13 protein-coding genes are annotated in these 12,196 nt (G+C 71.0%); 7 read left to right on the top strand and 6 right to left on the bottom strand.

Annotation, left to right across the window (positions count from 1 at the left end):
* Positions 1 to 461: 461 nt before the first annotated feature.
* From QOZ88_RS02900 to QOZ88_RS02890, 3 genes are read right to left on the bottom strand one after another with little or no spacing between them, the layout of a single operon-like run.
* On the bottom strand, positions 462 to 1,184 hold the full coding sequence (locus QOZ88_RS02900; protein WP_305998292.1) for a hypothetical protein: 723 nt from the start codon (positions 1,182 to 1,184) through the stop codon (positions 462 to 464).
* A gap of 22 nt (positions 1,185 to 1,206) precedes the next feature.
* Complete coding sequence (locus QOZ88_RS02895; protein WP_305998291.1) at positions 1,207 to 1,728, bottom strand: phage tail protein; 522 nt, start codon at positions 1,726 to 1,728, stop codon at positions 1,207 to 1,209.
* A 10-nt stretch (positions 1,729 to 1,738) separates the two neighbouring features.
* Complete coding sequence (locus tag QOZ88_RS02890) at positions 1,739 to 3,310, bottom strand: phage tail sheath family protein (RefSeq protein WP_305998290.1); 1,572 nt, start codon at positions 3,308 to 3,310, stop codon at positions 1,739 to 1,741.
* A gap of 162 nt (positions 3,311 to 3,472) precedes the next feature.
* Here QOZ88_RS02890 and QOZ88_RS02885 point away from each other — a divergent pair, with 162 nt between their 5' ends.
* Complete coding sequence (locus tag QOZ88_RS02885; RefSeq protein ID WP_305998289.1) at positions 3,473 to 3,901, top strand: hypothetical protein; 429 nt, start codon at positions 3,473 to 3,475, stop codon at positions 3,899 to 3,901.
* A gap of 161 nt (positions 3,902 to 4,062) precedes the next feature.
* Here the strand turns inward: QOZ88_RS02885 and QOZ88_RS02880 are convergent, their stop codons facing one another.
* Both QOZ88_RS02880 and QOZ88_RS02875 read right to left on the bottom strand, forming a co-directional pair.
* Complete coding sequence (locus QOZ88_RS02880; protein WP_305998288.1) at positions 4,063 to 4,761, bottom strand: hypothetical protein; 699 nt, start codon at positions 4,759 to 4,761, stop codon at positions 4,063 to 4,065.
* A complete protein-coding gene (locus QOZ88_RS02875; protein WP_305998287.1) occupies positions 4,748 to 5,818 on the bottom strand; it encodes a PASTA domain-containing protein in 1,071 nt (356 codons plus the stop codon). Before QOZ88_RS02875 ends, QOZ88_RS02880 begins: the two co-directional genes overlap by 14 nt.
* Before the next feature lie 451 nt (positions 5,819 to 6,269).
* Here QOZ88_RS02875 and QOZ88_RS02870 point away from each other — a divergent pair, with 451 nt between their 5' ends.
* The 5 genes from QOZ88_RS02870 (at position 6,270) to QOZ88_RS02850 (ending at position 10,473) form a co-directional block, all read left to right on the top strand.
* Positions 6,270 to 7,070, top strand: a complete 801-nt coding sequence (locus QOZ88_RS02870) for an AfsR/SARP family transcriptional regulator (protein WP_305998286.1) — start codon at positions 6,270 to 6,272, stop codon at positions 7,068 to 7,070.
* Between the two features lie 211 nt (positions 7,071 to 7,281).
* Entirely contained in the window at positions 7,282 to 9,144 is a 1,863-nt protein-coding gene (locus QOZ88_RS02865) for an alpha-amylase family glycosyl hydrolase (RefSeq protein WP_305998285.1), read from the top strand.
* 156 nt (positions 9,145 to 9,300) lie between these two features.
* Entirely contained in the window at positions 9,301 to 9,804 is a 504-nt protein-coding gene (locus QOZ88_RS02860; RefSeq protein ID WP_305998284.1) for a transposase, read from the top strand.
* 63 nt (positions 9,805 to 9,867) lie between these two features.
* On the top strand, positions 9,868 to 10,026 hold the full coding sequence (locus QOZ88_RS02855; RefSeq protein WP_305998283.1) for a hypothetical protein: 159 nt from the start codon (positions 9,868 to 9,870) through the stop codon (positions 10,024 to 10,026).
* A gap of 27 nt (positions 10,027 to 10,053) precedes the next feature.
* A complete protein-coding gene (locus QOZ88_RS02850; RefSeq protein WP_305998282.1) occupies positions 10,054 to 10,473 on the top strand; it encodes an IS3 family transposase in 420 nt (139 codons plus the stop codon).
* A gap of 140 nt (positions 10,474 to 10,613) precedes the next feature.
* Here QOZ88_RS02850 and QOZ88_RS02845 read toward each other — a convergent pair whose 3' ends face one another.
* Positions 10,614 to 10,868: a hypothetical protein gene (locus tag QOZ88_RS02845; protein ID WP_305998281.1), complete on the bottom strand. Its 255-nt coding sequence runs from the start codon at positions 10,866 to 10,868 to the stop codon at positions 10,614 to 10,616.
* A gap of 118 nt (positions 10,869 to 10,986) precedes the next feature.
* On the opposite strand from QOZ88_RS02845, the gene QOZ88_RS02840 reads away from it, so the two are divergent.
* Positions 10,987 to 12,164 (top strand): IS3 family transposase gene (locus QOZ88_RS02840; RefSeq protein ID WP_305998280.1). Its coding sequence is split into 2 segments (ribosomal slippage): positions 10,987 to 11,271 and positions 11,274 to 12,164, totalling 1,176 coding nucleotides; the frame shifts between segments, so codons are not numbered across the junction.
* Positions 12,165 to 12,196: the final 32 nt, after the last annotated feature.

Here is a 12,196-nt window from a genome sequence, read left to right as displayed (position 1 = left end):
GCTACTCGGTGGCGCCGCCGCCATCGGCACGGCGGGACGGGCCGGGGTCTGCACGTCCCGCAGGCGATCCGCTGACGGGGTATCTGCCGATGCCGGCTCCGCGACAGGTGACCCGGCAGGGAGCGCTGGCGAGGGCGGCGCCGGAGCGGCGCGTGCTGCCGGGGAGCTCCGCGCGCGGCGCTCGCTATTGTCGGCGGCCCCGGCCTGACCGGGTGCCGCGGACGCGGTCACGAATCCCTCACCGGCAGCGCCGTCCTTGGCGCGACCCGCTCGTGGAGGATCAGGCCGGACCGGGGGCAGCCCTCCTGCCTGCGCCGTCCCGTCCAGCGGCTCCGGGGACGGATCCCGCAGCGGCGGCAGGGCGTCCGGGGTGCCGGGCTCGAACCGCTGCGGGCGCCGGACGTGCAGGGTGGCGTCCTCCGATCCGGTGGCGCGGGCCGCCATCCGCTGGAAGAACCCGGTCACCGGACGCCCGCCCCCACCAGGTCCAGGTATGCGCGGCGCCGGGGCACGGACAGCGCCAGGACGTCGCGCTCGGTCCAGCCGAATGCTGCGGCCAGCGTGGCGACCTCGGCCAGGAGAGCCGGAGCCGCCACGCAGATCCGCTGCCAGAGAAGCTGCGACACGTCGACCGGTGCCCGCAGGTCAGCACCGCAGGCCGGGCAGGGCGCCGTCACGACGAGCGCGGCGAGACCGGCCAACCGCTCGGCCACCGCGTCGACCTGGGCCAGCACGTCGGTCCCGAAGGCGGAGGCATCGACCGGCTCACCGCCGGCTCGGGTGACGCACCGGTTCCAAAGCGCCGTGGCGGGGTCGGGGGACCGGCCGGCGAGCACGAGATCCCGGAGGGTGGGTGCCCGGACGGCGAGATCCCCGACCGGGGATTCCACCGGTCCGGCGGCACCGGGCGGGTCGGCGAGTACGGCCGAGAGCGGCAGTGGCACATCGAGCAGGTCCCCGCACCGATGGCAGCGGATGACCCCTTCGACCACGTTCCCGAACGCCTCGGCATACAGCCCCGCCGCGAGGGCGGCGACCTCGTCCACCCCTAGGTCGAGGGCACCGTCCAGATCGGCGACCACGCCGGCGGCGTGCAGGACCACCACGTCCTGCATGACTCCCGACACGGATGCGCCCGCGTCCCACACGTCGAGCAGGTGGGCTGCGTCGTCGAGCGTGGCCACGGGCTGACTCAACGGTCGCCGGTCATGGTTCGACGTACGACGGCTCGGTCGGTTCGGACACCGTGTAGTCCCGCTCCCAGCCCTCGTTCTCGAGTTTCAGTGTCTGGATGGCGACGGCGTTCGCGTTCGCGTCGAGTTCCGGCAGCGCCTGGAACTCCGACACCCAACACCGGTAGACCTTGTAGGCGATGGCGAGCTGGCCGGCCTCGTTGTAGACCTCGATCACGATGTCCTTGCGGAAGTCACGCAGGGAACTCTCCGCCCCGAGCCCGGATCCGTAGTTCCACACCTTGTTGGCCCACCGCTCGAACGCCTCGTCGTGGGTCACCCCGCGCTCCAGGGTGACGGCGTCGTACTCGGTGCGGCCGACCGACTTCCGGCTCGAGCTGGGATCACCGCCGTGCCGGTGGGGAACCACCTCCGTCGTTCGCTTCAGTGCGCTGATCTTGCTCACCCCGGCGACGAGCCGGCCGTCCACCCGCACACCGAACTTGAAGTTCATGTAAGGGTTGAACCGGTGCACGTTCACGGTGAACTCGGCCATGCCGCGACTCCTAGCTGGCGGTTGCGGTCTTCTGCTGGATGCTGACGACGACGAACTCCGCCGGCTTGAGCGGTGCGAAACCCACGACGATGTTCACGATCCCGCGGTCGATGTCGTACTGCGTGGTCGTCTCCGCGTCACAGCGCACGAAGTAGGCATCCCGAGGCGTGCTGCCCTGGAACGCTCCCTGCCGGAAGAGGTCCTGCAGGAAGGCCCCGATCGAGGCGCGGATCTGCGCCCACAACGGCTCGTCGTTCGGCTCGAACACGACCCAGTGCAGGTTTCGCCACAGGGTCTCTTCGAGGAACAGCGCCAGGCGCCGGACAGGCACGTACTTGTACTCGTCGGCGACGAGGTCGGCGCCCCGCAGGGTCCGCGCCCCCCAGACGACCGTGCCGACGGTCCGGAAGGTGCGCAGGCAGTTGATGCCGAACGGGTTCAGGTCACCGTTCTCGCCGTCGGTCAGCGTGACGGCGAGCCCCGTCGCGCCGGTGATCCCCGCCTCGGTCCCGGCGGGCGCCTTCCACACCCCACGGGCGCTGTCCGTGCGCGCCATCACCCCGGCGACGGCACCGGAGGGGACGAACGGGCGTACCGCGTTGTCCCGCAACGGGTCGGCCCGGCGGAGTCGGGGGAAGTAGATGCCACCGTTGCGGCCTCTGCTGGTCAGGCCGCGACCCTCCAGCCAGGTGCGGATCGTCGTCCGAGATTCGTCAGCGGGAGGGTCGACGAGGAGGAAGGCTCGCTCCTCTGCGCAGAGGGCCAGTGCGTGAGCCCAGACCTCGTCCGGCAGGTCGCCACCGGGATCGCCCGGGGGCAGGCAGAGGATCGTGAAGAGGTCGGCGTCCCGGAGGGCGTCGATGCCGACCTTCTCCTCGGCTGGTTGTCCGGCGGAGGGAGGCACGTAGTCGGCGAACACGAGCTTGCCGGTGTCCCGGCCCGTCGATCCGGCGGACCGCACCGTGTAGGTGCCGGGGGCCGGTCGCGTCCCCGGGAGCCCACCGGGCACCGTGACCACGAGGTCGGAGATCCGCAGCACGTCGTCGACCTGCCGCGGGCCGTCGACGACGGTGAGGTTCAGGTGGGACTCCTGTTGACGTGGCTCCGCTCGGGGCCCCTCCCGAACGGTGAGGTGGAAGAGCGCATCCACCGCCACGCCCTGTCGCTCGGCCACCGCCTCGGCCTCGGGGCCGGCTGTCGCGTGGGCCACGTCGACCTCCAGGAGGTCGCCCCAGGCCCCCCGTGTCGCGGCCTCGAGAGTGAGCCCGCCGGCGTCCATCCGGGCGGGCGCGGCCCCGGCCTCCTCGTCCTCGGCGCCGCCGGGCAGCCGGACGATCACGGCGAGGTTGCCGCCGTTGAGGTAGTAGTCCTGCACGGCGTACCCGAGCCCGCTGTTCCGCCAGAGCCCGCCGAACTGCCGCTCGAACTGTGCGTACGAGGAGATCGGCACGGGTCTGTGGACCGGACCGCGCAGCGCACTCCCGACGAACGCGGTCACCGCCGTGGCGACCCCGGTGATGGTCCGGTTGCCGCTCGGCACTTCCTGGACGTAGACACCCGGATAGGTGAGCGTGACCGCCATGAGTGCTCCCTGGTGACGTCGGCATCACCACGATCGCCGGAGCCCGTCACCATTGCGTCACCGTCTCCCGACGGCATGACACCGAGGACACCCGAGGTGACGCCGACGTGACGCCGGCGGCCCAGAGTGGTGTGAGCAGCCCGGCGCCGAAGGGACGTGGCCATGGTCGAGGTGTCGCTCACCGCGCTCGTGAAGGTCACCGGCGGCCCATCGATGCCGCTCGAGGCCACTCTCCTGCCGCTGTCCTACAGCGTTGCATCGGTGGACCTGCCCGCTGCAGCGGATCCGGAGACACCGTCCTCCACGACCGTGCCTCTCCTGCCGGACGACGGGACGGTGACGCTGTTGTCGGTACGCGCCCGGACAGGTTCCGGCACGGAGGCCACGGTGACGGTCACGCCCACCGGCGGTCCCGAGCCGGACCCGGTGCTGACCGTGAACGGCATGCTGCTCGTGTCCAACGCCGACGTCCTCGCACGGATCGTGACGGGCGGGCCACGAGAGCTCACGATCGGCAACGCGGCTGCTGAACCGGTGGTCGTCGACATCCTGGCGCTGCTCGATCCGGCCCCGGAGCCCCCGACGCCGTGAGCCGCGGGACCATGTCCCGAACCGTGCGCGGACACCGCGGTACTCGAAAGGCCCACCACAGCTGAAAAGGTTCACGCAGCCCTGACGCCAAGGGCGCGGGGACCGTCGACGCCCTCACGGCCGTGTTATCTGACCGTCTCGAGCAGAGACCATGGCGGTTGTCATCCCGGGTGTGCAGGAGGCGGCTTCCGGGTGCCGGGGACCGCGAGGGAGGCGAGCGGCTCAGCGCCGGGCTCGGGCACCTGCACGGTCCGCTGTGGCGGGACGAGGAGTACCTCGACGGGCGGTCGGACCAGCAGCCGCAGCTCCCGGGGCGGCGCGTTCCCCTTCCAGAGTTCGGGTGAGGCATCCGCGTACCAGAGGGATGACGCGAGAGCAGCGGCACACACCACCTCGTCGATCGCCCCCCGGCGGAGCACGACCGAGGTCTGGCCGAGGTCGGCGGTGAGCTCCAGGCGGAAGCGGATCGGGATCGTGCTCCCCCCGACGTGAAGGAGGATCTCGGTCGTCTGGGATGAGGACAGTCGGTGCCCTTCTGCGAGGACGACGGTTGCCTCCGGTGTCTGGGGGTCGTCCCGGGTGGACCGGGCGGCCTCCCGCAGCTCGCGGAACGTGGCGAGCCAGTGCACCAAGGGCCCGGCGACGTCCTGGTCGAGGCAGGACACCGCTGCGGCGAGGATGCGGCTGTCGAGCAGCCGGTAGGTCGACCGGAGGAGCCGGTAGCGCTGTCCCAGCGTGGGGGCTGCGATCCCGTCGGCAGGCAGTCGCGCCGCCATCGTGGCGACGAGGGCGTCGGTGTCGGCACCGCCGGCCGTCAGCCACCGCAGGCTCGTGGGGGGTGGCGCTTCACTCGTGGGCATCGACGACCTCCTGGAGACGTAGCCGAGCGGGTTCCTGGCGGACCTCGACGAACAGGTCGAGGCTCGGCACGACGGCCGCGGGGACGTCGGGTAGCTGCCAGGCCGCAGGGGAGGAGCCGATGTGCACCTGGTCGTGGACCCAGCGGCGTTCGCGTCGATGACGGCGTGCGCGCGGAGAGCCGACCGTTCCGGCGAGCAGCACGGCCAGCACGAGGCCGGCGAGGCCACCTGCGCCGGCGGGGACCCACCAGGACGTCCCCAGCACCGTGCCGGCCTCCTCGAGGTCCACCGCCACGGTGTCGCCTGGTGTCACGCCGGCGTCTGGCGGCGGGTCCTGCCGCACGACGCGACCGGTCCCGCCGTTCACGCTGAGCACCAGCTCACCGCCCAGGGTGGCCCGGGCCTCGTCCTCCGTCAGGCCGATGAGGTCCGGTACGGCGACCAGCGTCTCCTCGGGGTCCACCGCCCCCGGCGGAACCTGTCTCGGAGGGTCGGAGGTCGGCATGGCCCGAATGGTGAGCGTCTCCCGGCCATCGCAGGACGAGGTGATCAGGTGCTCCCCGGGCCGGAGGGCCTCCGACACGGTGAAGGTGACCCTCGCCAGGACCCCGGTCCGACCGTCGAGGGGTGCCGTCGCGAGGACGTCGCCGTCGTCGGTGATGAGCTCCACTGCCGTGAGGCGCTCACCGACCCGGCCCACGCGGCAGGTACCCGTCGCCGTCACGTCCTCACCGGCGACGACGGCGGAGGGGGTGATTTCCAGGTGCGGAGCCTGGAGGACGGTGAACGACGCGCTGCCGCCGCAGGCGGTGCTGAACTGGGTCTCGCCGGCCCCCAGGCCGGTCGGCATCCTCACCGGTCCGGCGAAGGAACCGTCGGTGGCGAGCGGGACGGACCCGACCGATCTCCCGGCGATGGACAGGTCGGTGCTCGGCGGGACGGCCCGCGCACGGATGTCCCCGGTGGTGTCGTCGGTTCCGCCGGCGCCGCCCGACCCGCCCGGGCACGAGCCGGTCACGGTCACCTGGCCGCCGGCCACCGCGGCGGTCGGTTCCACATCGAGAGACGCCGAGCCGGCCGGTCGCGCGCCGGCCGGCGCAACCGCCACAGTCCCGAGGGTGGCCACGACGGCGAGAACCATCAGAGCAGATGCGGCCCACCGGATGTGCATGGCGATTCCTCCAGGACGCAAGCGTCCCAGCCGGACCAGGTGTTGAGAACCCGGATCGACGCCGCGAGGACGCCGACACGATGACCCTGCGCGGCGCACCGCCCGAGGTCTCCGGTCCGCGGTTCGATCGAGCCAGGAACTCCGTGCAGGCACAGTGCTGACCGGCCCCGGGGTCAACCTCATGTGAAGTTCTGGATGCGGTGAGTCACTGGCTCGACGGATCCATCGGTGACGAGACCGATACGGATTGACACCGTGCCGTATGGATCCGAGCATCTCGGGCCTAAGCGCCTGACGTCTGCGGTCCGACCCGAGGGTTCCCGAGGGGGTGTTGCACGTGACCGTCGCCTCGGCGCCGCGGGTCACGTTGTTCGACGGGTTCTCCCTTCGTTTCGGTGAGGGGGCGTCACGCAGACTGCTGGAGGAACTGCCGCACGGCGTCCAACGTCTGGTGGCCCACGTGTGCCTGTCCGGACGAGCACCGCGGGCGGCCATCGCCGGGCACCTGTGGCCGGACGTCCCGGAGGACCACGCCCACGGCAGTCTGCGGTCGGCCCTGTGGCGGCTGCACAAGGCGGCTCCCGGGCTGATGGAGGTCTGCGGGGACGCGCTCAGACTCGCGGAGGGCGTCCGCGTCGACGTGCGGGAACTCGGGGCGTGGGCTCGGCGGGTGCACGATCCGAAATCCTGCCTTGCCGATGTCGAGGTGCCCGATGTCGGCCTCTCCGGCGAATTGCTGCCCGGCTGGTACGACGACTGGGTGCTGCTGGAGCGGGAGCGGCTGCGGCAACTGCGCATGCATGCGCTCGAGCAGGCGGCGATCCGGCTGGTCGCCGCCGGGCGCCCCGGCGACGCGCTGCAGGCGGCCTACGCCGCCGTGCATGCCGAGCCGCTGCGGGAATCCGCCCACCGGACCGTCGTCGGGGTGCACCTCGCCGAGGGGAACGTCGTCGAGGCACTGCGGGCCTACGACAGCTTCCGAGTGATGATCACCGAGGAGCTCGGCGTGCAGCCCAGCGAACAGATGGCCCGACTCATCCGCAGTCTCTACACACAGCGCAACGGCTCGTGCGGGGCGCGCGCGTCTCGCGACGCGCTGTCATCACACTCTGTCGGGACTGCCGCGAAGCTCGGGTGACGCGGGATTGACGGCCCGGGTGCCACCGTCGGGCCGGTATCCGGTCACCTTCGGCGGCCCGGCAGTCCCGGACGACAGGAGCTGGCCGTGAGTGCCGGATGCCCGTGCTCCGGGGAGGACTGCGGGGACAGGAAGAGGCGGTCCGCGAGGCGGAGAAGCGGCTGAGCCCGGACCGAGTTCGGCGCCGAGGGCCGGAGAGGGCAGGTACGTGATGACCGCGCGGATCGACGACCTGGACTGGACCGCTTTCCGGGACCGCAGGTTCCATCCCTCGCCCTCGTCGTGGGCCGACCAGGTCCTGTACTTCCTGCTCGTCGACCGGTTCTCCGACGGGCGCGAGGACGGCTACCGCGACATCGACGGTAACGCCGTCCCGGGAACGACCCCGATGCTCTCCGCCGCGGACGACGGCAATGCCGTCGGCACCGCGGGCGACGCCGCGGCATGGCGGGCGGCGGGCGGCAGCTGGGTCGGCGGCACACTGGAAGGCGTCCGCAGCAAGCTCGGCTACCTCGGCAGGCTCGGCGTGACCGCCCTCTGGATCAGCCCGGTGCTGCGCCAGCGCGCGGGGACGTCGGACTACCACGGGTACGGCACGCAGGACTTCCTCGACGTCGACCCGCATTACGGCACCGGTGAGGACCTGCGCCGGCTGGTGACCGAGGCGCACCGGGCCGGGATGTACGTCATCCTCGACGTCGTCCTCAACCACACCGGGGACGTCTTCGGCTACGACGCCGACCGGTACCCGGAGGTGGACCCCGACACCGGTCAGGAGTACCTGGACCCCCGCTGGGACGGACGGCCCTACCGGGTCGCCGGCTGGCGGGACGAGACAGGGGCGCCGTCGCTGTCCTTCCCCGACCCCGTCGACCCGGCCCGGCGCGGCAGCGCGGTCTGGCCCGCCGAGCTGCAACGGGACGGGACCTTCACCTGCCGCGGCCGGATCTCCGGCTGGGACCACGATCCCGAATTCCGGGAAGGGGACTTCTACGGCTACAAGGACGTCTGGCACGGGACGGGTCCCATCGACGACTACCGACCCTCGGCGGCCCTGCAGGCGCTGGTCCGCGCCTACCAGTATTGGATCGCCCACGCCGACCTGGACGGGTTCCGCATCGACACGGTCAAGCACATGGACCCCGGAGCCACCCGCTTCGTCACCTCGGCGATCCACGAGTTCGCCCAGTCGATCGGGAAGGACTCCTTCTTCCTCGTCGGCGAGATCACCGGGCCGCGGGGGTTCGCCGTCGAGCTCTCCCGCGCGACCGGCCTGGACGCCGCGCTGGGCCTTGCCGACGTGCAGGACCGCATCGAACGAATGGTGAAGGGCTGGGCGGAGCCGGCCGAGTACTTTTCCCTGTTCCGGAACTCGCTGCTCGTCGGCGAGGGGAGCCACGCCTGGTTCCGCGACCACGTCGTCACCTCCTACGACGATCACGACCAGGTGCGCCGCGGGACAGACAAGGCACGGTTCGCCGCCGATGCGGACGGTCGGGCGCTGGCGGCCGCCGTGATCGCCACGAACGTCACCACCCTGGGCATTCCATGCATCTACTACGGGAGCGAGCAGTGCTTCGACGGCCGCGGTGGCAACGACCGGTACATCCGGGAGGCCATGTTCGGCGGTGGCTTCGGCGCCTTCCGCAGCGCCGGGCGGCACTGCTTCGACGAGATCGGCGGCGTCTACCCCGAGGTGGCGGCCCTGCTGGCGGTGCGGCGTCAGGAGGTGGCGCTGCGGCGTGGGCGGCAGTACCTGAGGGAGATCTCCGGCGACGGCGTCCACTTCGGGCTGCCACGATCCGGTGGCGAGCGGATGACCACGGTCGTGGCCTGGAGCCGGATCCTGGCGGACCGCGAGGTGGTCTGCGCGATCAACACCGACCCCCGGTCCGAACGCAATGCCTGGGCGACGGTCGACGCGGGCCTGCACCGGGACGGCAGCGGTTTCACCTACCTGTATCACCCGACCCCAGGGGTGTCCGGCACGGCCACGTCCGTCGAGACCCGCAACGGCCGGGCGGTCCACATCAGCCTGCCACCGGCCGGCGTGGCCGTGCTGGGACCTTCCTGACGGCTCGCCGGGTCGGTCGACGACCTACATCCCGGGGCCTTGACGCACATCGTCGACCCTCGGTGGGTGCGGTCGCAGAGCTGGGGGAAGGCCCGATGAAGTGATCCCAGCGGGCCGGACATCTCCAGACTTGGCAGCAGCAGGGAGGAGCCCCGGTTGGGGAGAGTCAGCAAGTACCCGGAGGAGTTCCGCAGGCAGGCGGCGGCGCGGGTGCTCGACGGCGGGCGCGGCGTGCGGGATGTCGCCCGCGGGCTCGACCTCAACCACGAGACGCTGCGGAACTGGGTGGCCGTGCTGCGGGCCGAACGAGCAGCGCCGGGTGGCCCGGTCAGCGCCGATGAGCGGGCCGAGCTGGCCCGGCTGCGGCGCCGGGTGGCCGAGCTGGAACTCGAGAGAAAGATCCTGAGACGGCCGCGGTCTTCTCGCCAGGGAGACGGGGCGGTGAGCCCAGGGGAGACCTTCGCCTTCATCGCCGCGGACAAGACCGCCTACGGCGTGCGCCGTCTTCACCGGGTGCTGGGCGTGTCCAAGACCGCCTTCTACGACTGGGTCGCCCGCGGCGGCGGGCCGAGCGAGGCCGAGCTGGCCGAGGCGGTACCTCATCGACGAGCTGCACGGCCTGGGCCGAGCATCGGCGAACCTATGGCGTCCGCCGGCTGACCGCCGAGATCCGCGACCGCGGGCACGACTGGGCCCGCGAGCGGGTCGCCCGGCTGATCAGGCGTGCGTGGTCTCGAGGGGGTGCACCGGCGTCGCCGCGCGAAGCAGACGACCCGGCAGGCCGCCGGTCACGCACCGGCGCCGGACCTGGTCGGCCGGCGGTTTACCGCCGATCAGCTGGACCGGTTCTGGGGCGCCGACATCGGCTATCTGCGCAGCTGAGAGGAGTTTCTCTACCTGGCGGTGGTGATGGAGCCTGCAGCCGGCGGGTGGTCGGCTGGGCGATGGCCACCCACCTACGCCGCGAGCTGGTCCTCGACGCCGTCGGCATGGCGATCTCTGCCCGCAAGCCCCGGCCCGGTTCGTCCACCACGGCGACCGGGGCAGCCAGCCCAGTACACCAGCGACGAGTTCGGCAGGACGCTGCGCACCTCCGGCGTGCTGGCCTCGATGGGGCGCGTAGGCAGCGCGTACGACGACGCGATGATCGAGTCGTTCTTCGCGACGCTGAAGGAGGGGCTGGTCCACCAGCGGGCCTGGCCGACCCGGCACGAGCTGGAGACGGAGGTCTTCAGCCGCATCGAGGGCTTCTACAACCCGACGCGTCTGCACGGGCGGCTGGACAGCCTCAGTCCGGCGGCCTGCGAGAGAACATCACGCAGCAGGTGACACAGACCGATGTGTCGCCTGACGGGGTCACTTCAACGTCCTCTCCGAGATCGGCCACACATGCACGGCGACATTTACGTCAAAGCCCGTCGCGACCACCGTGTCCCCACTGACATCAAGCCATGAATCTCACCTGGTCGTCAGACCAGCCCCGTGGCGCGAATGTCGAGGTAGGCTTCGTAGACGAATTCGCCCCAGGCTGGGACGAGTCTGTCATCCCAGGGCGTCGAGGTGTATTCCGACCCGAGCGCTCGGATGTTGTCGTTCGGCCAGGTGCTGGAATTACCAGCATAGGCAGGCAGGTTGATCCCCGGATAAGTGGTCGCGGTGTTGGGGAGCGCGGCCAGCGTCATCGTCGTGCCCTGATCGGCTACCTGCCTGATGTAGCGGGCCACGGCGAAGATGTTGTACTCGTCGGATGCGAGTAGACCAGCGGTCGCGAAAGGGACTGCTGCACGAGTAGGTGACATCTGATCTGTGGTGCCGCGAGGCGCCGCTGGAAGGATGTTCGCCGTGCCCAAGCCCTACCCCAAGGAGTTTCGCGACGACGTCGTGAGCGTCGCTCGCAACCGTGAGCCGGGCCAGCACCTGAAGCAGATCGCGGCTGACTTCGGGATCAGCGAGTCGTGTCTGACGAACTGGATGAAGGCTGCCGACGTCGACGAGGGCGTCAAGCCCGGGACCACCGCGGCCGAGAACGTCGACCTGCGTGAGGCCCGCAAGCGGATCCGGCTGCTGGAGCAGGAGAACGAGGTCCTGCGCCGGGCAGCGGCCTACCTGTCCCAGGCGAACCTGCCGGGAAAATGATCTACCCGCTCGTCCGTGAACTCGCCGTCGACGGGATCCCCGTGACGGTGACGTGCCGGGTTCTGAAGATCGCCCGCCAGCCCTACTACCGGTGGCTGGCCGCCCCGGTCACGACCAGCGAACTGGTCGCGGCCTACCGGGCCAACGCGCTGTTCGACGCCCACCGCGACGACCCCGAGTTCGGCTACCGGTTCCTCGTCGATGAGGCCGCTGCCAGCGGGCAGCCGATGGCCGCACGCACCGCGTGGGCGATCTGCGCGGCCAACCGCTGGTGGAGCGCGTTCGGCAAGCCGCGCCGGGGCAAGAGCGGCCGGCCCGGACCTCCCGTGCACGACGACCAAGTCCAGCGGGTGTTCACCGCGGCCGGACCCAACCAGCTGTGGTTGACCGACATCACCGAGCACCGCACGGCCGAGGGCAAGCTCTATCTGTGCGCGGTCAAGGACGTGCACTCCAACCGGATCGTCGGCTACTCCATCGACTCACGGATGAAGTCTCGGCTGGCCGTGACCGCGATCGAGAATGCCGTCGCCCGGCGGGCCGCCGACGGTGCCGAGGTCGCCGGCTGCATCGTGCATTCGGACCGCGGATCGCAGTTCCGCAGCCGGAAGTTCGTCCAGGCCCTCAACCGGCATCAGCTGTCCGGGTCAATGGGCAGGGTCGGTGCAGCCGGGGACAACGCCGCCATGGAGTCCTTCTTCGCGCTGCTGCAGAAGAACGTGCTCGACCGCCGCTCCTGGGCCAGCCGCCAGCAGTTGCGCATCGAGATCGTCACCTGGATCGAACGCACCTACCACCGCCGACGTCGGCAAGCCGGCCTCGGTCGACTGACCCCCATCGAGTACGAGACCATCATCTACACACCGGCAGCTCAGGCCGCCTGACCCAACCTGTCACCGATCCGTGCAGCAGTCCC

Origin of the sequence: Blastococcus carthaginiensis (assembly GCF_030731085.1) — a bacterium.
Lineage (GTDB): Bacteria > Actinomycetota > Actinomycetes > Mycobacteriales > Geodermatophilaceae > Blastococcus > Blastococcus carthaginiensis.
Note: the sequence above shows the minus strand (reverse complement) of the source record. Positions and strands in the feature narration are given on the sequence as shown.